The organism is Brevundimonas sp. (assembly GCF_003248455.1).
Taxonomy (GTDB): Bacteria; Pseudomonadota; Alphaproteobacteria; order Caulobacterales; family Caulobacteraceae; genus Brevundimonas.
Map to the genome: position 1 here is coordinate 1 of NZ_QFNM01000034.1, position 22,383 is coordinate 22,383.

Sequence of the window (22,383 nt, forward strand, 5' to 3'; positions counted from 1 at the left end):
CCTCGGCCGGGTCGCGCAGGACGTAGCCGCGGCCCCAGACGGTTTCGATATAGTGTTTGCCGTCGGCGGCGGTGGCCAGCTTCTTGCGCAGCTTGCAGATGAAGACGTCGATGATCTTCAGTTCCGGCTCGTCCATGCCGCCGTACAGGTGGTTCAGGAACATTTCCTTGGTCAGGGTCGTGCCCTTGCGCAGGCTGAGCAGCTCCAGCATCTGGTATTCCTTGCCGGTCAGATGCACCCGGTGGCCGTTCACCTCGACCGTCTTGGCGTCCAGGTTCACAGCGATCTCGCCGGTGTGGATGATGGCCTGGGCGTGACCCTTGGAGCGGCGGACCACGGCGTGGGTGCGCGCGATCAGCTCGTCCTTGTGGAAGGGCTTGGTCATGTAGTCGTCGGCGCCGCCGCCGAAGGTCTTGACCTTGGTTTCGATCTCGTGGCTGCCCGACAGGATCATGACCGGGGTGTTGACCTTGCCCACGCGCAGCTGGCGCAGGACTTCCAGGCCGCTCATGTCCGGCAGGTTCAGGTCAAGAAGAATGAGATCGTAGTCATAGATCTTGCCCAGATCGATGCCTTCTTCGCCCAGGTCGGTCGTGTAGACGTTGAAGCCTTCCGACTTCAGCATCAGTTCGATGCTTTGGGCAGTTGCGTGATCGTCTTCAATCAACAGGACGCGCATTCGTGCCCCTCCAGGCCATGGCTTTGCGGTAACGACCCTGGCTTACGCCCGAGTAACCTTGTTCGCAGGTTAAGACGTGAAAACCTTAAGAAGGGTTAACGCCATCCGATTGAGGCGAATCTAGGCTGATTTGCGAATCGGCGTCGAGTGGGCCGAGTCAAGGATTCGGAATTTATTAACCCTGTCCGTCGCGACGGGCGGCCGCGCGGGGCGGCCGTCCATCATAACGCCCCGCCCGCAACCTCAGGGCGGCCAAGGCGAAACGACCGATTTTGACGTCGTGTAGGTTTTTATTCCTATCTCCAGGTCGGGAGCGCCTATCGTGTCGGCGTTGGATTTCGAGCAAGCAGGGAGGCGTTCGCCGTGGAGGACTATATCGTGCCGGTCAGCGAGGAGGACCGGATCAAGGCCGGGCTGGCCATCCATCTGGTCGCCGCCCGCACGGGAGCGCGCCCGTCGCAGATGATCGGCAAGGGTCGGATGCATCCGCGCGCCGCGCGCCCGCGCTGGCTGGCCATGTATCTGTCGCACATCGCCTTCGGCTGGACGCTGGAGCGGGTCAGCCATGTCTTCGGCGTCAATCGGGCCAGCGTCGGGGCGGCCTGCCGCTGGGTCGAGGACGAGCGCGACCGGCGCACCGTCGACGACCTGCTGAACGAACTGGAGACCTGCATCCAGGGCCTGTATCAGCCGCCCGTGCTGGACTTGGCGCGATGAGCCGGATCGTGGAGCGCGCGCGGGACCTGATGACCCGGTCCGGCGCCTGGCTGGCGCCCCAGGACAAGGGCGGCGGCTATACGCTGCGGCTGTCGGCGGATCGGCGCAGCCGCATCAGCCTGACGCTGACCGAGGCCGAGTTCCGCGCCCTGGTCGAGCGGCCGGGCCTGCGCGCCCGGCCCGGCGGCGGCTGGCAGGCGCGCCCGGTCGCCGAGACTGTCGCACCCGCCCCGCCCGGACGGCCGGGCATGGTCCTGGGCGAACGCGACCTGATCCAGCCCGACGGGCGGCTGGCCCGGCGCGCGGCCAATCTGGGCGAAAGCCCCATCGCCTGGCTGGCGCGGCGCAAGGACGTGTCGGGTCGGCCGTGGCTGACCCCGGCCGAGGCGGCGGCGGGCGAACGGCTGCGGCGCGAGGCCGAGTTCGCCCTGCGCGGCCCGTGTGTGACCATGCGCTGGGACGCCCTGCCGCAACACGGATCGGGAAGCGCGGGGACCGCAGCGCGGCTGGAGCCGACCGACCGCGCCCTGTCGGCCGCGCGCCGGGTGGAGGCGGCGCTGGCCGCCGTCGGCCCGCGCCTGCGACCCATGCTGAGCCGCATCTGCATCCACGGCGACAGCCTGCAACTGGCCGAGACGGGCCTGGGCCTGCGCCGCCGCCAGGGCAAGACGGTGCTGAAACGGGCGCTGCAAGCGCTGGCCGAACACTATGGCGTCGGGTGATGTCAGACGAAGCGCACACATTGCACCCCGTTTCGGCGAAGGTCAGCCGGCCGCCAGCGCCGCCTCTCTGATCCGCCCGACCATGCTGTTCAGGCCGTTGGCGCGCTGGCGGGTCAGGGCCGAGGGCAGGCCCAGGCGGTCCAGCGCCGCCCTGGCGTCGAAGGCCAGGATCTCGGACGGCGAGCGGCCCGAATACAGTTTCAGCAGCAGGGCGATATTGCCCTTGGACAGGGCGCTGTCGCTGTCGGCGGCGAACCACAGGCGGCCGTCCGCCGGGGTCACGGCCAACCAGACCTGGGCGGCGCAGCCCGGCACCTTGTTGGCCTCGGTCCGATCCGCATCGTCCAGGGGGGCCAGCCCCCTGCCCAGTTCGATCACATATTCGATCCGCTGCTCCCAGTCGCCCAGCAGGTCGAAGTCGTCGACCAGTTCGGCCAGGGTCTGTTCCAGACTGTCGGTCGGGGGGGTGCGGTCGGGCGTTGCGGTCATGCGCCGCCAGATAGGCCGCCCCGCCGTTAACGACAACCGGCCGTTTTGTCCCCCGGTATTCATGGTGAACGTCGCGACCGGGTTCGCCTGAGGGGGGAGCGGCCTCGCGCCGACTCAAGGGCGCGACTAGTCTGGAGGCGGACATGAACACCGGCCCCGCTGCTTGACCTCACCCGCCCGCCCCTTCCCGCACGACGACCGACGCCCGGCTCCGCATGGCGGCGACGACGGGGTTCGGGACGGCGCGCCGCCGGCGGCGCCCCTGCTCGCCCTGTGGCACGCCGTCTGGGCCGTTGCGGTCAGCCTGACGGCCCTGTCGGCCCAGATGCTGGACGGGTTGCGCGACGGGCCGTTGGCGGCCCTGCTGATCATGGCCCTGCCCGGCGTGCTGGGGGTGGCGCTGATGGTGCGCGACACCCTAGGCCTGCGGCTGGGGATCATGGTCGGCTGGCTGGTCGCGGCGACGGCGGCGGCGGGTCTGACGGGGGGCGTGACCGGCGCCCTGCCCGGCCTGGTCGCCCTGCCCCTGGCGGCGGGGATCGCCCTGGATCACGACCGGACGGGCCGCGACGGCCTGACCTGGCTGGGCGTGTTCGGCGTCCTCCTGCCGATCTTCAGCGGCCTGACCTCCAGCTGGCTGAACGGGCCGGAGGCGCAAGCCCCCCTGCTGGCCGCGGCCTCGGCCTTTCTGGCGCTCGGGGCCGTCGGCTCGGCCCTGCGCCTGACCTGGGGCCAGCGCCGGCGCCGCCTGGCCCTGGCCGAAAGCCAGGCCGAGCGCATCGCCGCCCTGCTGGCGGACCAGCCCGCCCTGACCCTGTTGCTGGAGCCGTCGGGCCAGGCGGTCGCGACCTGGGGCGCCGCCCCGCCCGCCCTGTCCGTGCCCGTCCTTTTGGACCAGGGGCTGATCGCCGGCGTCCACGCCCCGGACCGGCCCGCCGTCTCGGCCGCCCTGTCGCGCGCCCTGTCGGGCCAGACGGCCGAGGTGCAGTTCAGCCCGCGCGCCGCCCTGGACCGGCGCGTGATCCTGATCGCGGCGCCGTTCGTTCACGCGGGCGACCCGCCCCGCCTGATCGCCCAGGCGTTCGACGGCACGGCCCAGTTCGCGCGCGAGCTGGGCCTGGAGACCGCCCGTGTCGAGGCCGAGGCCCAGTCCGCCGGCAAGACCCGCTTCCTGGCCAATATGAGCCACGAGCTGCGCACCCCCCTGAACGCCGTCCTGGGCTTCGCCGACATCATGCGCCAGCGCCTGTTCGGCCCCCTGCCCGAACGTTACGCCGGATACGCCGACGCCATCCACCAGGCGGGCGGCCATCTGCTGGACCTGATCAACGACGTGCTGGACCTGTCCAAGATCGAGGCCGAACGCTATCAGCTGGCCATGGCCGAGTTCGACGCGCGCGACGCCGTCTCGGCCGCCGTGGCCCTGGTCCGGCTGCAGGCCGACGACAAGGGGGTCGATCTGGCCGCCGTCCTGTCGGCCGAGCCGCTGAAGGTGCGCGCCGACGCCCGCGCCCTGAAGCAGATGGCGCTGAACCTGTTGTCCAATGCGGTCAAATTCACCCCGGCCGGCGGCGCCGTCACCCTGACGCTGGACGCGGACGGCCCGGACCTGGAGCTGGCGGTGTCGGACACCGGCGTCGGCATCGCCCCCGAAGACCTGAAACGCCTGGGCCGCCCCTTCGAACAGGCCGGCGGCGCCGACCAGAAGGCGCAAGGCACGGGCCTGGGCCTGTCCCTGGTCCGCAGCCTGACCGAACTGCACGGCGGCCGCATGACCATCGACAGCACCCTGGGCGAAGGCGCCGCGGTGGTGGTGCGCCTGCCGGTGATGGCGGCGGGGTCCGCCGAGGTCGAGACGGCTGCGCCGGTCGCTTCGCCACGGCCCGCCGATGCGGTTCCCTAAACCTGCCCCATCGCCAGGAACGCCCGGCCCGCCGGGAAGTCGCCGGCCTCGAAGGTGGAGCGGGCGATGCTGCCGTCGCGGAAGACGAATTCGACCGTGAAGACCTCGCGCGGGTCCAGCCGCGACAGGGCGTTGGCGGCGGCGGCGGGAAAGACCCAGGCCTGGCCCTCGGCGCGGCCCTCGGCCAGCAGGGCGCGGTCCGCCGCCTGGACCCCGGCGGCCCAGAAGGCGCGGCGCTGCACCGCCGGCGGCAGGCCCCGCGACAGCCACGGACGCGGCGCCACGCCCGCGTCGCGCATCACGATTCTGGCCCCCGTCGGACGCGAGCGCCCGCGCCACGACACCACGGCCGCCAGCTGGTCGGGCCGGTCCATGCCGCCCACCACGCCGAACCGCACCGGCGAGGCGCCGGTCGTGGTCGCCTGCATCAGCCGCCAGGTCGGGCGGGAATAGGCGGCGCGGTCGGCGCTCCAGCCCGCGCGGTCGCCGGGAAACTGCATCCGCGTCGTGCGCGACCAGCCGGAGAAGGCGGTCTGGACCCGGCCCTGGACCGTCTTCAGATCGGCGGAGCCGCACGGGGTGACGCCCGCCCGCGCCCGCGCCCGCTGGGCCGTCTCGGCCAGTTGGCGGTCGTTGGCGCCCGCGCGCAGGGCCGCGCCCCGCGCCTGGTAGGCGGCGGCGGTCAGGGCGGCGGTCAACTGCGGCTCGAACAGGCCGCAGCGGTCGTTGGCGGCCAGCACGAAGGCGCGCTCGTAATAGCGGTCCTGCGGCGCGGCGAAGGCGGCGACGGGGGTCGCGGCGATCAGCAGGGCCGTGATCGGGGCCGACATCAGGGCTTGGGTCCGCCGGGGGGAAAGGCCTATCCTCATGCCCCGACCCTAGCGGCTCAGCGTTGGGGTTCCGTGTGCGAGCAGGGTTAGCGAATTGCTTCTTTCCAGCGACCTGTGGGTCAGCGCCCTGATCCGCCGCGCCGAGATCGGGGGCGCCTACGCCACCGTGGTCAAGAAGGGCGACGACCGCGCCGGCTCGGTCATCGTCAAGGCCTATGATGCGTCCACCCGCACCGCCCGCCTGTTCACCGAGGCCTTCGGTCCCGACGGCGATCGGCTGTGGATCCAGCCCGTCACCTCGGACAGCGAAAGCGAGCTGGACGCCTATATCGCCCGCCAGCGCGGCTACGACCCCGACCTATGGGTGGTGGAGATCGAGGACAGGCAGGGTCGGCATTTCATCACCGAGACGGTGCGGGAATAGGGCCGCCCAGCCTGCGCTCTCGAACGCGCTCCACGGTCCCCGCCTCGTCGCGATGCAATGCGGCCAGACGTCGGGCGGACCCGACTTCAGGCGGACCAGGCGGCCAGGACCTCTTCGCTTTCGGCCGTCTCGACCTGGACGGCGAACCGATCGTGATACAGGGCCATCAGGGCGTCGTGCGGTTCGTCGGCGGAACTGCATACGGCGTCGGAAACCACCACCATCCGATAGCCCAGATCGACCCCGCCCAGGACCGCCGCCAGGACGCAGACATCGGTTTCCGCCCCGGTGACGACCCCGCTGCGGCGCAGCACGGCGTCCAGGTCGGTGGCGATCCAGGGCGAATAGACCCATTTGTCCAGCACCCAGGCCGGCGGGACGAACCGCTGGAGCGGCACGGCCAGGTCGATCAGGCCGGGGGCCAACCGCTCTCGCGTCATCTGCGGCCAGCGCGTCCAGTAGTCCTTCCACCGGCCCCGTCCATCGCCCGGCCGATCCGCCGGGATGAAGCGGGTGAAGCAGGTGCGTTCGGCATGCCGTTCGCACAGGCCGACGATGACCGGCAGCACCCGCTCCGCCCAAGGCGCGCGCCATTCCGTGTCCTCCACGAACATCCGCTGCATGTCGATGCACAGATGAACGGCGGTGGCCGGAATGGCGTCTCGCAGCCCGTGGCCCATGTCAGGCGGCGGCGCCTTGGGCTTTCGCATTGGCCTTGGCGTCGGCCAGGGCCGTCAGGCTTTCGTCGGTCTTGGACTCTTCGGTCAGGGTCTCGTCCAGCAGGCGGGCGGCGTCGTCGTAGCCCAGCAGCGTGGCCCAGCGTTTCAGGGTGCCGTAGCGGGTGATCTCGTAATGCTCCACGGCCTGCGCCGCCGAGATCAGGCCGGCGTCCAGGGCGTCGGTCCCTTCGTATTCCTCCAGGATCTCGTCGCCTTCGGCCAGAATGCCCTCGATGGCGTCGCAGGTCTTGCCCTGGGCGCGCTTGCCGATGATCTCGAACACCTGCTGCAGGCGCTCGATCTGGCCCTCGGTCTCTTCATAGTGTTTGTCGAAGGCGGCCTTCAGCTCGGGCGCCTGGGCGCCCTTGGACATCTTCTTGAGGCCCTTCAGGATCTTGCGCTCGGCGTAATAGATGTCCTTGAGGGTGTCGTAGAACAGGTTGTCTAGGGTTTTCTCAGCCATCTTGGTCTCCTGGTTTTGCGGTGGGTGATGAAGGTTTCGCCTCCGACGGGGACGGAGGGGAATCGGCGTCGGCGTGGTGTTCGATGCGGCCGCTTTCGACCTCGGCGCGGGCGAAGACCTCTTCCTGCCCGTCCTGCAGAAGCTGGTCCTCGGGTCCGCCCAGGCCGCCCTGGGCCAGGCCCGATCTGCTGTCTGGGCGGCTGTCCGGGCGGGGCGGGATCGGCGCGCGGTCCATTTCGGGGTTCGTCAATGCGCGGCCTTGCGGCGACGGGTCTCCCAGCCCTTGCGGGCGGCGGCGGAGCGGTCGGCCTCGGGGCGCGCCGCAGCGGCCGCGCCGCCCTTGCGACCGCCCTTGCGGGCGGCGGGATGGCCGGTGGACTTGCCGCGTCCCGAGCCGCTTTTCTTGCCGCCCCCGTCGTCCTTGTTCACGGTGGCCCAGGCGCGTCGCTCGGCCTCCTTTTCGGACACGCCGCGCTTCTCGTAGCCCTCGGCGATATGATCGGCCTTGCGCTCCTGCTTGTCGGTATAGGCGGACTTGTCTCCCCGGGGCATGGTCTTCCTCCTGGCGTTTCCGCCAGAACAACACGCAACCCCGGTCGCGGTTTCAGCTTGAGCGCAAGGATCGGTCGACCGCCGCTTGCGTGCGAAGGCGAACCGGGCCGGCGAGGCGCCGTGAGGGGGCGCCGGGCGCTATCCCTTTCGCCCGTCGAAGGCCGCGCGCGCGGCCTCGATACGGTCGATGTTCCGTTCGGCCCAGGTCCAGACGCCGCAGAAGGCTTCGGCCAGGGTGAGGCCCAGGTCGGTCAGCCGGTATTCGACCTTGGGCGGGATGACGGGGTGAACGGTGCGGATCACCAGGCCGTCGCGCTCCATCTGGCGCAGGGTCTGCGTCAGCATCTTCTGGCTGATCCCGCCGACCAGGCCGCCGAGGCGGGTGAAGCGCTGCTCGCCGTGTTCGGCCAGGACCTCCAGGATCAGCATCGTCCATTTGTCCGCCACACGGCCGATCACGTCATTGACCAGGGCCTCGACGCGGGGATCGGCGTATTCTCCGGTCTCGGGATGCGAAATTCTTGCAGGCGGAACGGCCGTCATATCCAAATCTTTCACTCGGGTAAGTATGGCGACTTTTGGTGCCTGCTTTCCAATGGAGAGCGTCAGCCATGCCTCGTCTGTCGCAACGACGCACCCCGTCAGGAGAGACACCCATGAACATCACCGGCAACACCATCCTGATCACCGGCGGCGGCTCCGGCATCGGCCGCGCCCTGGCCGAGGCCCTGCACGCACGCGGCAACCAGGTCGTCATCACCGGCCGCCGCGAGAGCGCGCTGAAGGCGGTGGTCGAGGCCAATCCGGGCATGGCCTGGGCCGCGCTGGACGTCGCCGATCCGGCCGCGATCCGCGCCTTCGCCGCCCAGGTCGTTCGCGATCACCCCGCCCTGAACGTGGTCATCAACAACGCCGGCATCATGCTGGCCGAAGACCTGAAGGCCGAGCCGTTCGACCTGGACGTTGTGGAGGCGACCATCACGACCAACCTGCTGGGGCCGATCCGCCTGACGACGGCGCTGCTGCCGCATCTGCGGGCACAGACGGCGTCCACGGTGATCACCGTGAGCTCGGGCCTGGCCTTCGTTCCGCTGGTGGCCACGCCGACATACAACGCCAGCAAGGCGGCGATCCATTCCTGGACCCAGTCGCTGCGGCGTCAGCTGGCCGACACCTCGGTCGAGGTGCTGGAGCTGGCCCCGCCCGCCGTGGCCACCGACCTGATGCCGGGCCATGCGGAAAATCCCCAGTCCATGCCGCTGGCGGACTTCACCAGCGAAGTGATCGGCCTGATCGAACGGGGCGAGACGCCGCGCGGCGAAATCCTGGTCGAACGGGTCAAGCCGCTGCGGTTCGCCGAAGCGAACGGCTACGAGGCGGTGTTCGAGCGTCTGAACGGGGCGCACTGAGGCGGCACCGAAAGCATCTCCCTCCCGTCCGGGGAGGGAGACGCTGTGGGATCAATCCTCGTCCATCTTGAGCGCCGCGATGAAGGCTTCCTGCGGGATTTCGACCTTGCCGAACTGGCGCATCCGCTTCTTGCCGGCCTTCTGCTTCTCCAGCAGCTTCTTCTTGCGGGTGGCGTCGCCGCCATAGCATTTCGAGGTCACGTCCTTGCGCAGCGCCCGCACCGTCTCGCGGGCGATGATCTTGCCCCCGATGGCCGCCTGGATCGGGATCTGGAACAGGTGGGGCGGGATCAGCTCCTTCATCTTCTCGACCATGCCCCGGCCGCGCGTCTCGGCGCGGGCGCGGTGGACCAGCATGGACAGGGCGTCGACCGGCTCGGCGTTGACCAGGATGGACATCTTCACCAGGTCGCCGACCTTGTATTCGGTGATCTCGTAGTCGAACGAGGCATAGCCCTTCGAGATCGACTTCAGCCGGTCGTAGAAGTCGAACACCACCTCGTTCAGCGGCAGCTCATAGACCACCATGGCGCGGTTGCCGACGTAGGACAGTTCGATCTGCTGGCCGCGACGGTCCTGGCACAGCTTGATCACCCCGCCCAGGTATTCGTCGGGCGTCAGGATGGTGGCCTTGATCCAGGGTTCGGCGATGGTCTCGATCTGCATCACGTCGGGCAGGTCGGCCGGGTTGTGCAGGTCCATCTCGGTCCCGTCGCGCAGGCCGATCTTGTAGACGACCGACGGCGCCGTGGCGATCAGGTCGAGGTTGAACTCGCGGCTCAGGCGCTCCTGGATGATCTCCAGGTGCAGCAAACCGAGGAAGCCGCAGCGGAAGCCGAAGCCCAGCGCCGCCGAGCTTTCCATCTCGTAGGTGAAACTGGCGTCGTTCAGGCGCAGCTTGCCGATGGCGGCGCGCAGGTCCTCGAAGTCGGCGGCGTCCACCGGGAACAGGCCGCAGAAGACCACCGACTGGACCTCCTTGAAGCCCTTCAGCGGCTCCGCGGTCGGCCTCTTCTCGTCGGTGATGGTGTCGCCGACGGCGGCGTGGGCCACTTCCTTGATCTGGGCTGTGATGAAGCCGACCTCGCCGGGGCCGAGCTGGTCCACGGGCGTGTTCTTGGGCAGGAAGACGCCGACCCGGTCGATCAGGTGGGTCGAGCCGTTGCGCATCATCTTGACCCGCATCCCGGTCTTCAGCACCCCGTCGAACACCCGCACCAGCACGACGACGCCGAGGTAGGGGTCGTACCAGGCGTCGACCAGCATGGCCTTCAAGGGCGCATTCGCATCGCCCCTGGGCGCCGGGAGCTTGGTGACGATGGCCTCCAGCACCTCCTCGATGCCGATGCCGGACTTGGCGCTGGCCAGGACGGCCTCGGAGGCGTCGATGCCGATCACGTCCTCGATCTGGGCGCGGACGCGATCCGGCTCGGCGGCGGGCAGATCGACCTTGTTCAGGACGGGGACGATCTCGTGGTTGTTGTCGATGGCCTGATAGACGTTGGCCAGGGTCTGGGCCTCGACCCCTTGCGAGGCGTCCACGACCAGCAGGGAGCCTTCGCAGGCGGCCAGCGAGCGCGACACCTCGTAGGCGAAGTCCACGTGGCCGGGCGTGTCCATCAGGTTCAGGATATAGTCCTGGCCGTCGCGCGCCCTGTAGGTCAGGCGCACGGTCTGGGCCTTGATGGTGATGCCCCGTTCCTTCTCGATCTCCATGTTGTCGAGCACCTGCTCGGACATCTCGCGCGCGGTCAGGCCGCCGGTGTGCTGGATCAGCCGGTCCGACAGGGTCGACTTGCCGTGGTCGATGTGCGCGACCACGCTGAAGTTCCGAATGTTCGAGATAGGGGGAGTCGTCATCCGCGCGCCCCTATCACGGGCCGGGGCCGGGGGCCAGCGCAGGGCGCGATCCGAGCCTCCCGCAGTTCCAGATTAAGGCTTTGCAACAATCGCTTTCGCCGTTTCGGGGCGACGCGGGACATTGTATGAAGCCCGGCTCGACCGCGCCTGCCCACGCGGTCGCTTCGCCTGAACCGTGAGGAACGCCGCCTTGTCCAAGACGACCCGCACCCGGCCCGCCTTCGGCGCCGTCGCCCCCTCGGTCCTCGTGCTGTCGGCCCTGCTGCTGGCCGGCTGCGGCGGTCATGGCGAGGACAAGACGGCGGAGAAGACCGCCGGCGGCTCGCGCCAGACCGTCAGCGTCGCCGCCGTGGCCCAGACCAGCCTGAACCGCACCGTGACCGCGTCGGGCACCGTCTCCGCCTGGGAGGAAGTGCCGGTCGCGGCCGAGACCGGCGGCCTGACCGCGGTCGCCGTCTATGTCGACGAAGGCGCCTATGTTCGCCAGGGCCAGCCCCTGGTGCAGATGAACGACGTCCTGCTGCGCGCCCAGCTGCGCCAGCAGCAGGCCCAGGTGCAGTTGGCCGAGGCGAACGTGGCGCGCGACGACGCCGCCCTGGACCGCGCCCAGCAGTTGAAGGAACGCGGCTTCCTCAGCCAGGCGTCGCTGGACACGGCCCTGGCCAACCAGCGGTCCTCCACGGCCAATCTGTCGGCCGCCCGCGCCGCCCTGGCCCAGACCCAGACCCAGCTGTCCCAGGCCACCGTCCGCGCGCCCGTCGGCGGCCTGATCGTCAGCCGCAGCGTGACCAAGGGCCAGATCATCGCCGCCGGGACCGAACTGTTCCGCATGGTCCGCGACGGCCGGCTGGAGCTGGACGCCCAGGTGCCCGAGACCGAACTGGGCCTGGTCCGCGCCGGCCAGTCCGCGACCGTGACCTCCAGCGAGGCCGGCCAGACCACCGGCTCGGTCCGCATCGTCACGCCCCAGGTGGACGCCTCGACCCGGCTGGGCCTGGCCCGCATCTCCCTGTCGCCCGGATCGCAGCTGCGGCCGGGGATGTTCGCGCGCGCCGACATCGCCGTGGGCGACCAGCCGGCGACCACCGTGCCGACCGGCGCGGTGCTGTACCGCGAGAACAAGCCCGGCGTCTTCGTCCTGAACGGCGACGGCACGGTGCATTTCCAGCCGATCACGGTGCTGTCGCGCACCGACGCCCTGACGGCGGTCTCGGGCGTCAACGCCGGCGCGCGCGTCGTGGTGGACGGCGCGGGCTTCCTGAACGAGGGCGACCGCGTCAACGTGGCCCCGGCCGTCGCCGCCCAGCCCGCCGCCGGCCAGCCCGCCGCCGCTCAGCCCGCCGCCGCCAACTAGGACCGACGCCATGAATCAGATGTCGTCCTGGGCGATCAAGAATCCCATTCCGATCATCCTGCTGTTCCTGCTGCTGACGCTCGGCGGCGTGGTCGGCTTCTCGGGGATGCGGATCAATCAGAACCCCGACATCGACTTCCCCCTGGTCGCCGTCACCGCCGCCCGCCCCGGCTCGGCCCCGGCGGAGATGGAGGTGCAGGTCACGCGCCTGATCGAGGATTCCATCGCCGGCCTGTCGGGCGTGCGCCACATCTATTCCAACGTCAGCGACGGCGTCTCGACCACGACCATCGAGTTCGAACTGGGCACCGACACCGAACGCGCCACCAACGACGTGCGCAACGCCATGAGCGGCCTGCGCGCCAGCCTGCCCCAGGACATGCAGGAGCCGGCCGTCCAGCGCATCGACATCACCGGCGACGCCCTGATCACCTATGTCGTGCGCTCTCCGACCATGACGCCCGAGGAGATCAGCTGGTTCATCGACAACGACGTCAGCCGCGCCCTGCTGGCCCTGGGCGGGGTGGGCGAGGTCAACCGCTCGGGCGGGGTGGACCGCGAGATGCGGGTCGAGCTGGACCCCCAGCGGCTGGCCGCCTACGGCGTCACGGCCGCCCAGGTCAGCCAGGCCCTGAACAACGTCAACAACAACCTGCCGGGCGGCCGCGTCACCATCGCCGGGTCCGAACGGGCCGTGCGCACCCTGGGCGCCGCCACCTCGGTCCAGCAGTTGCGCGACACCCTGGTGCCGCTGGGCGACGGCAAGACCGTCCGGCTCGACGATCTGGGCACGGTCGAGGACAAGTGGAGCGAGCCGCGCCGTCTGGCCCGCTACAACGGCCAGGAGGCCGTGACCTTCAACTTCCTGCGCTCGCGCACGGCGTCCGAGGTCAAGGTGGCCGACCGGGTCCGCGCCGAGGTCAAGAAGCTGGACGACGCCCACCCGGAACTGACCATCAGCCAGGTTACGGCCAGCGTCGAACAGATCGAGGAATCCTATCTGGCCTCGCTGGAAGCCCTGCTGCTGGGCGCGGCCCTGGCGGTGGTGATCGTCTTCATCTTCCTGCGCGACTGGCGGGCCACCTTCATCGCGGCGACGGCCATGCCGATGTCGCTGATCCCGACCTTCGCCATCCTGGGGCCGATGGACCAGTCGCTGAACGTGGTGACGCTGCTGGCCCTGTCCTTGACCATCGGCATCCTGGTCGACGACGCCATCGTGGAGATCGAGAACATCGTGCGCCACATGCGCGATGGGAAGCCGCCCTACGACGCCTCGCTGGAGGCGGCCGACGAGATCGGCCTGGCGGTCGTGGCCACCACCGCGACCATCGTCGCCGTCTTCGCCCCCGTGGGCTTCATGCCGGGCATCATCGGCCAGTTCTTCAAGGCCTTCGCCCTGGCGGCCTGCGTGTCGGTGGTCTTCTCCCTGCTGGTGGCGCGCACCCTGACGCCGCTGATGGCGGCCTATATCCTGAAGCACACCCACCACGAGGACCGCGATCCGTTCTGGATGAGCGGCTATCTGAAGGCCCTGCGCTGGTCGCTGGCCAATCGGTGGAAGGTGTTCGTCATCGGCATCCTGTTCCTGGTCGCCTCGATCGGCACGGCCGTCGTGGCCCGGATGTCGTTCGAGTTCATGTCGCCGGGCGACACCGCGCGCGCCGCCTTCCAGGTCGAGCTGCCGCCCGGCGCGACCCTGCGTCAGACCGACGCCGTGGTTCAGCAGGTCACGAGGACGCTGGAGGCCCGGCCCGAGGTGACGTCCGTCTACGCCGCCATCGGCGGCCAGGACGTGACCCAGGCCAATGTCTACGCCGACCTGGTGCCCAAGGGCGACCGCGAACTGAGCCAGCAGGCCTTCGCCCGGACCATGGTGGATCAGTTGAAGAAAATCCCCGGCGCCCGCATCCGCGCCGGCATCGCCCAGCAGGGCGGCGGCCCCGGCGACGGCACGACCTACACCTTCTCGCTTCTGGGCGACAATCCCGACACGCTGAACGCGGCGGCGCGCAAGGTCGAGGCCGAGATGCGTTCCGTTCCGGGCCTGGCCAACATCGTCAACTCGGCCGCCATCGCCCGGCCCGAAATCCTGGTCACGCCGCGCCCCGACGAGGCCGCCCTGGCCGGCGTCTCGGCCGGCGCCATCTCCCAGGCCGTGCGGGTCGCCACCATCGGCGACGTGGATCAGAACCTGCCCAAATACAATCTGGGCGACCGCCAGGTCCCGATCCGCCTGCAGCTGACCGAGGCCGCGCGCGAGGACCTGACGGTGCTGGAGAACCTGCGGGTGCCGGCCAACAACGGCGCCTCGGTGCCGCTGAGCGCCGTCGCCGACATCCGCTTCGGCGCCGGCCCCGCCACCGTCGCCCGCCAGGACCGTTCGCGCATCGCCTCGATCAGCGCCGAACTGGATGGGACCACCACCGGCGCGGCGGGGGCGGCGGTCAACCGCCTGCCCTCGGTCCAGAACCTGCCCGCCGGCGTGCGCCAGGTGCCGGCCGGCGACGCCGAGTTCATCCAGGAGATGCTGACCGGCTTCGCCATCGCCTTCGCCTCGGGCATACTGCTGATGTATGCGGTGCTGACCCTGCTGTTCAAAAGCTTCGCCTATCCGATCACCATCATGGCGGCCCTGCCCCTGGCCATCGGCGGCGCCTTCATCGCTTTGGCCATCGGCGGCGCCAACTTCTCCATGTCGGCCCTGATCGGGGTGCTGATGCTGATGGGGATCGCGGCCAAGAACTCCATCCTGCTGGTCGACTACGTCATCATGGCCGAGCGGGACGGGATGCCCCGTCGCGAGGCCATTCTGGATGCGGCGCACAAGCGCGCCCGCCCCATCCTGATGACCACCTTCGCCATGGGCGCGGGCATGGTGCCCATCGCCCTGGGGGTCGGGGCCGACGTCCAGTTCCGCTCGCCCATGGCCATCGCCGTGCTGGGGGGTCTGATCTCCTCGACCTTCCTGTCGCTGCTCTACATCCCCGCCATCTTCACCATCGTCGACGACTTCGCCGGCTGGGGCCGCCGCATCCTGCACCGCAAGACGGCCGGACAAAGGGAACTGGCGAAGCCGAGGCCGCTGGTGGAGTGAGGTCGATCAGCCCTTTGCGGACCTGCGGCAGGTCCGCAATGGGTGGAAAGCGGTCGATCATGGTGGACGACGGTCGTTCTTCAGACCTTACGGAGCAATCGGGCTTTCGCGGTTTTCGTTTGGTCGAAACATATTGGTGGGCTCGGGTGCGTGATTGGGAAGCAGTAGATACGAAAATGCCGACTCCACGCGTTGAGAGCACCGCTCAGCATCAACATTAGTTGTGAGTCGGTCCTTTTTCCCCTGCTGGGATGCTGAAATCGCGGCTAGCAATATAGCTCTCGAGGCTTCATCCTCTGTGGAGGCCAAGTCATCACGTATAGATATTTCAACGTCTTCTTTGCCGAGCCAGTCACTGAGGTGTGGCTGGCATAGAGCCATCTGGTAGGCGACATTCACTGTGGCCGCCTCAATCCACTCGTTGCTGAGCGCTTTTTGCGGGGGTGGCGCGTGAAGGTTCGCGATGGCGGCAATCAGAGCGAGTAGCACTTTGAGGTCTCCTGAGCATTCCTCAATCGGTCAGACCATGATGTGGCACGGAGAGGTCCGCAACGGGTCGGAAGTCGAATTTGGGATCGCTTCTGAGAGCGGACATTCCCACACTCGCCTGAACACACGCACAACAAAAAGGGCCGGCCGGTCGCCCGGTCGGCCCTTCGTCGTTCAGCCGTGCGGTCTGACGATCAGTATTTGACCTTCAGCGTCACGCCCCAGGTGCGCGGGGCGCCGAGGTAGGCGTTGTAGGTCGCCGTGTCGGTGGCGATGTTGTAGTAGGTGCCGTCCGCCTGGGGCGTGGTGGTGTTGGCGAAGGCTGTGCCCTGCAGCGGGGCGGCAAAGCCGACCTGGGTGTATTCCTCTTCCAGCAGGTTCTGTCCCCAGACCTCCAGCGTCCAGCGTTCGTCGGCCGAACCGATCGAGACGCGGCCGTTGACCACGGTGAAGGCGTCCTGGTGCTTGTAGGGCAGCAGGTCCGAGCCGGTGTTGTATTCGGTCGAATACTTGGCCGACAGGTTGAACCCGCCGCGCAGGCCGCCGCCCAGTTCGCGGTCGAAGGCCAGGGCGCCGGTCAGCGACCATTCCGGGGCGAACGAGGCGCGCGCGCCCGGCAGCAGCGACAGTTGCGGGAAGCGGCCGGGGCTGGACAGGTCGCCGGCGCCGAACTGGCCGTATTTGGCGTCGGTGTAGGTCACGCCGCCCTGGAAGCTCAGACCCTCGACCGGGGTGAACCAGACCATGTCGGCGTCGACGCCGCGCGAGGTCAGTTCGGGGATCGATTCCACCACGAAGGCGGTGCCCAGGAAGGTGTTGAGCTGGAAGTTCTCGAACTTCTGGTCGAAATAGGTGACGTTCAGCAGCATGGTGCGGTCGAACAGGGTCGTCTTGATCCCCGCCTCGTAGCTGTCGACCGTCTCGGCGGCGAAGAACAGCGAGGCGTCCGGCGTCACCCCCGTCTGCACCCGGTCCATGTTGTAGCCCGCGCCCTTGTAGCCGCGCGCATAGGAGCCATAGACCATGATCGAGGGGTTGAAGCGGTAGGAGGCCTTGATGGTGCCCGACAGGTCGGTGTCGCTGAACTTCTCCTGGATGCGGCGGCCGTCGTAGAGCGGATTGGACCAGGGTAGGCACAGCAGGCCCAGGGCCGCCGCCGGCGTACGGACGTTGGCGGTGCCGGGGATCGGCGACGCCGGCAGAGTGGGTGCGAGGTTGTTGGCCAGGGCGCCGCCGCAGGCCGCGCCATTGGTCCCCAGATTGTCCTGAAGGCCGAACAGGCGCTTGCTGTCGTAGGTGTAGCGCAGGCCCAGGTTGATGTCGAAGGCCTCGCTGACCCTCCAGGTGTTGTTGGTGAAGACGGCGACCGATTCCGACTTCTGGCTGTAGTGATCCTCATAGGCCTTGCCGGGCGAGAAGACCGGGGCCGCCGCGCTGGGGGGAGCCAGGCCGAGCACGCACAGGGGCTGGCCGGCCAAGGCGCCCGTGGTCCCCACCAGGAAGCCCTGCGGATTGGTGAAACAGCCCGTACGCGACGGGCTGGGGCCGCCGAAGGCCGCCGGCACCGAAGCCGTCAGCAGCAGGGAGGCGAAGGCGTTGTAGTCGGAGCCATAGGTATAGCTGTCGTCGCGATAGACGCCCTCCTTGGTGGCGAACAGGCCAACCAGCCAGTCCAGCTTGTCCGACGTGCCAGCCAAGCGAAACTCTTGGGTCAGGTTGTCGACGCCATAGCCGTTGGAGCCGTCGTTTTCGCGATGGAGAATGTCGGCGCCGGTGTAGTCCTGGTCCATCCCCTGCTGGAACGACCAGTCGCGCCACGAGGTCTGGGACGTCAGGGTGGCGTTGAGGCTGGGGAAGTCGATGGTCGCTTCCGCCGACAGGCCCATGTCCTCGATCTCCTGCGGGGTCTCGCGGTTCGAATAGGCCAGGCGCGAGAAGGGCACGGTGCCATAGCCGGCCGTCGGCGGGGTCTGGCCGGGACCGTTGGGGGCCGTCAGCGCGGCGATGAAGGCCTGGGACGGGCCGACGCGGGTCTGCACCGCGGCGCAGCAGTATTCCTCGCGCTTGGTGTAGTCGGCGATCAGGCGGATCGAGGCGTTGTCGCTGGGCAGGATCAGCAGTTGGCCGCGCGTGGTCCAGTAGTCCTGGGTCTGGTCGTCGGTCTTGGTGTTGGGACCGTCGCCGGTGTCGACGTCGTAGAAGCCGTCCCGCTCGCGGTGGGCGACGAATAGACGGCCGGCGATCTGGTCGGTCAGGCCGCCAGTGACGGAGACCGAACCGCCGATGGCGCCGAAGTTGCCGCCGGTCAGCTCCGCCGAGATCGACGGATCGAACGACGGGCGTTCGGTGATGATGTTGATGACGCCGGCCGAGGTGTTCTTGCCGAACAGGGTGCCCTGCGGACCCTTCAGCACCTCGATGCGGCTCAGTTCGCCCAGGTCGCCGAAGCCGACCGAGTTGCGCGAGCGATAGACGCCGTCGATGACGACGCCGACCGAGCTTTCCAGGCCCGGATTGTCGCCCACGGTGCCGGCGCCGCGGATGCGCACGGTGGTGGAGGCTTCCGACTGGGTCGAGGTGACGGTCATGCCGGGCGTCAGGATCTGCAGATCCTTGATGTCCTGCACGCCCGCGCCGTCCAGCACCTCCTGCGACAGGGTCGTGACCACGATCGGCACGTCCTGCAGGCTCTGTTCGCGCTTCTGGGCGGTGACGATGATGTCGTCGACGCTCGCCGGCGCCTCCTGGGCGGCGGCGACGCCCGCGAAGCCCATGACGGCGGCGCCGACGACGGCGCCAAGTACTGCGGGGGCGGACACGGTGGTCCTGAGGTGAAGATTGCGGCGCATAGGCGTCCTCCCGGCTCTGAAGCTGTGATCCCGTTAGGGGGTCACGGCGTTTCCTGTTCCCATCGACGCCCCTCTACGTGGAGGGACGTTCAGTAAGGCGAAGGCTAACCGCGCTTCGGCATGAGCCACAAGCGAGCGTTGTCGTCCGCGACGATTTTTCGCCGCAGATTCGCCTTTGTGTGTCGAGGAAGCGACAGAAAACCCTGACGCTAGGTCAGTTTTTACCCGGCTTTCGGGCCGATCGGCTCGACTTCGGGCTTGAGCGCCGCCGGGTCGATCCGGCGCCGACGCCCGGCCAGCCCCAAAACCACGGCCGCCGCCACAGCCGACAGGATAGACCCGCCGATGACGCCCAGCTTGACCTCGACCTGTTCGGGACTGTCCACCGCGCCGGGGAAGGCCAGCACGCCGATGAACAGGCTCATGGTGAAGCCCACGCCGCACAGCAGCGAGACGCCATAGACCTGCAGCCAGCTGGCGCCCGTGGGCCGCGCGCCGATCTTGAGCGCCGACGCCAGCCAGGCGGCGCCCACGACGCCGATCTGCTTGCCGAAGAACAGGCCCAGGGCGATGGCGACGACCAGGGGCGCGAACGCCTGGTCCATCGACAGGCCGGCGAAGGACACGCCCGCCTTGGCGAAGGCGAACAGGGGCAGGACCAGAAAGGCGTTCCAGGGATGCAGGTCGTGCATCGCCTCCTTCAGCGGGCTCTGGCCGTCTTCGGCGCGCCCCTTGATCGGCACGATCATGGCGAAGGCCACGGCGGTCAGCGAGGTGCTGAGACCCGACAGGACCGTCAGATACCAGACCAGGGCGAAGCCCAGCACCCAGAAGGGCGCCGGAATGCGGACGCTGTGGGCGGCGACGGCCCCCGCGATCAGGGCGGCGGCCGCCCAAAGCAGCGGCAGCCATTCGGCCCCTTCGCTGAACAGCACGGCGATCAGGGCGATGGCCCCCAGGTCGTCGACGATGGCCAGGGTCAGCAGGAACACCCGAAGCGACGACGGCAGCCCCTTGCCCACGAAGCCGAAGACGGCCAGGGCGAAGGCGATGTCGGTGGCCAACGGAATGGACCAGCCCTGATGCGGCGCGCCGATCAGGTTCGACAACAACAGATAGATCGCCGCCGGCCCGGCCATGCCGCCCAGGGCCGCCAGGACGGGGGTGGCCAGCTTTCGGGGATCGCTCAGCTCGCCGCGCACGATCTCGTATTTGATCTCCAGCCCCACGACGAGGAAGAAGATCGCCATCAGACCTTCCTTGATCCAGTCGGAGATCGTCTCCTCCAGCCGGATCGGACCGATCTGAAGCAGGTGATAGCCCTTCAGCCAGGCGAAATAGTCGGCCGACCAGGGCGAGTTGGCGATCAGCACGGCCGCCAGGGCCGCCAGGGCCAGGGCCGAGCCGGATGCGGTCTCGGTCTTGAGGAAATCGAGCGTGAGTTTGCGCGCCACGGCGGCCTCCAATCGAACAACTGAAGCTGTCGTGACGCCAGGTTATCGACGGGCGCCGGACCGGATTCGTCGCCTCTCGGCGCGCCGGCCTGGCCGCCCGGTCCACGAAGACCGGCGCGACCTGATGGCTGCGGACTTTATAGACCGCCCCTTTTCTTTCGTCATCCCCCGGCAAGCCGCTTGCGGCGCAGACCGGGGGACCCAGCGGCGCGCGGGAGCGCGAATCTGTCGCGCAACGCCAACGCTCAACGCCGCCGAACCCTTTCGCCTTCGGCGCCGCTGGGTCTCCCGGTCTCGCTACGCTCGCCGGAGGATGACGAAAGAAGAGGGTTCGCGGTTGCGCTTTCGCGGCAGCGAACGCACCTAGCCCGCCATGCCCGTCTCCGCCGAATACCGCCCCGAACCGCGCTTCTTCGCCCTGGGGTCGGACTATGCCGATGCGGTGCGGGCCGCCGAATTCCCCAAGACGATCCTGCGGTATCGCAACGACCGCGCCGCCGCCGAGGTCGGGCTGGAGACGCTGAGCGAGGCGGAATGGATCGCCGCCTTCGGCCGGTTCGACCCCCTGCCCGGCCAGCCCGGCCCGCTGGCCATGCGCTATCACGGCCATCAGTTCCGCCAGTACAATCCCGACCTGGGCGACGGCCGGGGGTTTTTGGCGGCGCAGATGCGCGATGCATCGGGCCGGCTGATGGATCTCGGCACGAAGGGGTCCGGGACCACGCCCTGGTCGCGCGGCGGCGACGGGCGGCTGACGCTGAAGGGCGGGGTGCGCGAGGTGCTGGCCGCGTCCATGCTGGAGGCGCTGGGCGTTCCCACCAGCCGCGCCCTGTCCCTGATCGAGACCGGCGAGGCGCTGGAGCGGGGGGACGAGCCGTCGCCGACGCGCTCGGCCGTGCTGGTGCGGCTGTCGCACAGCCATGTGCGGTTCGGAACCTTCCAGCGCGCCGCCTATCTGAACCGTTCCGATCAGATCGAGGCCCTGACCGAGCATGTCAGGGCATTGTATCATCCGACCGTCGCGCCCGGCGACGTTCCCGGCCTGATGCAGGCGATCACGGCCGCCTCGGCCCGGCTGACGGCGCGCTGGGTGGCGGCGGGCTTCGTGCACGGGGTGCTGAACACCGACAATCTGAACGTCACGGGCGAAAGCTTCGACTATGGGCCGTGGCGCTTCCTGCCCGCCTATCAGCCGGGGTTCACGGCCGCCTATTTCGACCACGGCGGCCTTTACGCCTTCGCCCGCCAGCCCGAGGCGGTGTTCTGGAACCTGACCCAGCTGGCCAGCTGTCTGGCGGTCGTGTCGGAGCCCAAGACCCTGGCCGATGCGCTGAACGGATTCGGCCCGGCCTATATCCGCGAACTGCGCGCGGCCTTCACGATGCGGCTGGGGGTGAAAAGCCTGGGCGAGGCGGCGGACCAGCGTCTGGTCGATACGACCCTGGCCCTGCTGCGCGAGGGGAGCGAGGCCCTGCGCTGGGAGCCGCTGTTCTTCGACTGGTTCGGCGGCTTCGCCTCGTCGGCCCGCGCCCTGTCGGGACCGCGCGCCAAACTGTATCAGGGCGAGGCGTTCGACGCCTTCCGATTCGCCCTGATGGAGCACGAGCCGGACCGGATCGAACGGCTGGAGCATCCGATGTTCGCCGCGCGCGAGCCCGAGGAGATGCTGATCCAGGAGGTGGAGGCGATCTGGGCCGCAATCGCGGCCGACGACGACTGGTCCGCGTTCCACGCCAAGCTGGAACGGCTGGAAGCGGCCCGAGCGGCCTGGGGGTTCGCGGGCTGACGCCGGCGAATCCGGCCGACCGGTTCCAGCTGTAACAATAAGTCATCGACCGATGTCATCAGCTGATGTCATCGACGGATGACAAAGGCGAACGGCGCGGCTATAGACCCCTTGCGAACGGAGCCGACCGATCCGATATCGCCGCTGTTACGAATTTAGGCCGTCCCCAATGACCACCACAACCTTCCCCGCCCCCCGGGCCCGCAGCCGCGCCGCCTATCGCAACGTCGCCCTGTGGACCCTGCAGGGATGGATCGCGATGTTCTTCATCGCCGCCGGCTACGCCAAGCTGACCGAGCCGATGACGAATCTGATCAATCTGATGGGCTGGCCCGCCGTCGCGCCCGAGAACATGGTGCGCGGCCTGGGCGTGGTCGAGATGATCCTGGCGCTGGGCGTGCTGAGCCCGCTGATCTCGTGGCGCGTCGGCCGTCCGCTGCTGCTGACGGCCGCGACCGGCCTGATCGTCATGGAGGCGACCATGCTGGCCGTCCACGCCGTCAATCGCGACATCGGCCTGGCCGCGGTCAACGCCATCCTTCTGGCCTTCACGATCCCGGTCCTGCTGGGCCGCCGCCGGGCCTGAG

The 22,383-nt window shown here is 68.9% G+C and carries 19 protein-coding genes; 9 read left to right on the plus strand and 10 right to left on the minus strand.

Annotated features, from left to right (window positions below; translation table 11 throughout):
• Positions 1–679, minus strand: a 679-nt coding sequence (ctrA, locus tag DI624_RS12850; RefSeq protein ID WP_291539201.1) for a response regulator transcription factor CtrA, incomplete at its 3' end; no start/stop codon positions are given.
• 363 nt (positions 680–1,042) lie between these two features.
• On the opposite strand from ctrA, the gene DI624_RS12855 reads away from it, so the two are divergent.
• Together DI624_RS12855 and DI624_RS12860 are read left to right on the plus strand one after the other, a co-directional pair.
• Positions 1,043–1,396 carry a chromosomal replication initiator DnaA gene (locus DI624_RS12855; protein ID WP_291539203.1) on the plus strand — a complete coding sequence of 118 codons (354 nt, stop codon included), beginning with the start codon at positions 1,043–1,045 and terminating at the stop codon, positions 1,394–1,396.
• Positions 1,393–2,118, plus strand: a complete 726-nt coding sequence (locus tag DI624_RS12860) for a DUF6456 domain-containing protein (RefSeq protein WP_291539205.1) — start codon at positions 1,393–1,395, stop codon at positions 2,116–2,118. The genes DI624_RS12855 and DI624_RS12860 overlap by 4 nt, the downstream gene beginning before the upstream one ends.
• A 42-nt stretch (positions 2,119–2,160) precedes the next feature.
• Here the strand turns inward: DI624_RS12860 and DI624_RS12865 are convergent, their stop codons facing one another.
• Positions 2,161–2,607, minus strand: coding sequence for a SufE family protein (locus tag DI624_RS12865; protein ID WP_291539207.1), 447 nt, complete (start codon positions 2,605–2,607; stop codon positions 2,161–2,163).
• Between the two features lie 163 nt (positions 2,608–2,770).
• On the opposite strand from DI624_RS12865, the gene DI624_RS12870 reads away from it, so the two are divergent.
• Complete coding sequence (locus DI624_RS12870; RefSeq protein ID WP_291539210.1) at positions 2,771–4,510, plus strand: HAMP domain-containing sensor histidine kinase; 1,740 nt, start codon at positions 2,771–2,773, stop codon at positions 4,508–4,510.
• Here the strand turns inward: DI624_RS12870 and DI624_RS12875 are convergent.
• Positions 4,507–5,340, minus strand: coding sequence for a hypothetical protein (locus DI624_RS12875; RefSeq protein ID WP_291539212.1), 834 nt, complete (start codon positions 5,338–5,340; stop codon positions 4,507–4,509). The genes DI624_RS12870 and DI624_RS12875 overlap by 4 nt on opposite strands.
• A gap of 94 nt (positions 5,341–5,434) precedes the next feature.
• Between DI624_RS12875 and DI624_RS12880 the strand changes: the two genes are divergently transcribed.
• Complete coding sequence (locus DI624_RS12880) at positions 5,435–5,764, plus strand: DUF1491 family protein (RefSeq protein WP_291539214.1); 330 nt, start codon at positions 5,435–5,437, stop codon at positions 5,762–5,764.
• Between the two features lie 86 nt (positions 5,765–5,850).
• Here DI624_RS12880 and DI624_RS12885 read toward each other — a convergent pair whose 3' ends face one another.
• The 4 genes from DI624_RS12885 to DI624_RS12900 all read right to left on the minus strand — a co-directional run bounded on the left by DI624_RS12885 (position 5,851) and on the right by DI624_RS12900 (position 8,041).
• On the minus strand, positions 5,851–6,474 hold the full coding sequence (locus DI624_RS12885) for a cysteine hydrolase (RefSeq protein WP_291539216.1): 624 nt from the start codon (positions 6,472–6,474) through the stop codon (positions 5,851–5,853).
• On the minus strand, positions 6,446–6,946 hold the full coding sequence (locus tag DI624_RS12890) for a ferritin-like domain-containing protein (protein WP_291539217.1): 501 nt from the start codon (positions 6,944–6,946) through the stop codon (positions 6,446–6,448). Before DI624_RS12890 ends, DI624_RS12885 begins: the two co-directional genes overlap by 29 nt.
• Positions 6,947–7,192: 246 nt before the next feature.
• Positions 7,193–7,498 (minus strand): plasmid stabilization protein, encoded by a 306-nt coding sequence (locus DI624_RS12895; RefSeq protein ID WP_291539219.1) that lies wholly within the window; start codon positions 7,496–7,498, stop codon positions 7,193–7,195.
• Positions 7,499–7,636: 138 nt separating this feature from the next.
• Complete coding sequence (locus tag DI624_RS12900; protein WP_291539221.1) at positions 7,637–8,041, minus strand: helix-turn-helix domain-containing protein; 405 nt, start codon at positions 8,039–8,041, stop codon at positions 7,637–7,639.
• A gap of 113 nt (positions 8,042–8,154) precedes the next feature.
• Here DI624_RS12900 and DI624_RS12905 point away from each other — a divergent pair, with 113 nt between their 5' ends.
• Positions 8,155–8,907, plus strand: a complete 753-nt coding sequence (locus tag DI624_RS12905) for an SDR family oxidoreductase (RefSeq protein WP_291539223.1) — start codon at positions 8,155–8,157, stop codon at positions 8,905–8,907.
• Between the two features lie 51 nt (positions 8,908–8,958).
• On the opposite strand, the gene lepA is transcribed toward DI624_RS12905, so the two are convergent.
• Complete coding sequence (gene lepA / locus DI624_RS12910) at positions 8,959–10,767, minus strand: translation elongation factor 4 (RefSeq protein WP_291539225.1); 1,809 nt, start codon at positions 10,765–10,767, stop codon at positions 8,959–8,961.
• 190 nt (positions 10,768–10,957) lie between these two features.
• On the opposite strand from lepA, the gene DI624_RS12915 reads away from it, so the two are divergent.
• Both DI624_RS12915 and DI624_RS12920 read left to right on the plus strand, forming a co-directional pair.
• Complete coding sequence (locus tag DI624_RS12915; protein WP_291539227.1) at positions 10,958–12,121, plus strand: efflux RND transporter periplasmic adaptor subunit; 1,164 nt, start codon at positions 10,958–10,960, stop codon at positions 12,119–12,121.
• Between the two features lie 10 nt (positions 12,122–12,131).
• Positions 12,132–15,218 (plus strand): efflux RND transporter permease subunit, encoded by a 3,087-nt coding sequence (locus DI624_RS12920; RefSeq protein WP_291539229.1) that lies wholly within the window; start codon positions 12,132–12,134, stop codon positions 15,216–15,218.
• Between the two features lie 683 nt (positions 15,219–15,901).
• On the opposite strand, the gene DI624_RS12925 is transcribed toward DI624_RS12920, so the two are convergent.
• Positions 15,902–18,556: a TonB-dependent receptor gene (locus DI624_RS12925; protein WP_291539231.1), complete on the minus strand. Its 2,655-nt coding sequence runs from the start codon at positions 18,554–18,556 to the stop codon at positions 15,902–15,904.
• A gap of 221 nt (positions 18,557–18,777) precedes the next feature.
• Positions 18,778–20,010 carry a Na+/H+ antiporter NhaA gene (nhaA, locus tag DI624_RS12930; protein WP_291539233.1) on the minus strand — a complete coding sequence of 411 codons (1,233 nt, stop codon included), beginning with the start codon at positions 20,008–20,010 and terminating at the stop codon, positions 18,778–18,780.
• A 373-nt stretch (positions 20,011–20,383) separates the two neighbouring features.
• Between nhaA and DI624_RS12935 the strand changes: the two genes are divergently transcribed.
• Together DI624_RS12935 and DI624_RS12940 are read left to right on the plus strand one after the other, a co-directional pair.
• Complete coding sequence (locus DI624_RS12935) at positions 20,384–21,796, plus strand: protein adenylyltransferase SelO family protein (protein ID WP_291539235.1); 1,413 nt, start codon at positions 20,384–20,386, stop codon at positions 21,794–21,796.
• Between the two features lie 169 nt (positions 21,797–21,965).
• Complete coding sequence (locus DI624_RS12940; RefSeq protein WP_291539237.1) at positions 21,966–22,382, plus strand: DoxX family protein; 417 nt, start codon at positions 21,966–21,968, stop codon at positions 22,380–22,382.
• The last annotated feature ends 1 nt before the right edge of the window (position 22,383 follow it).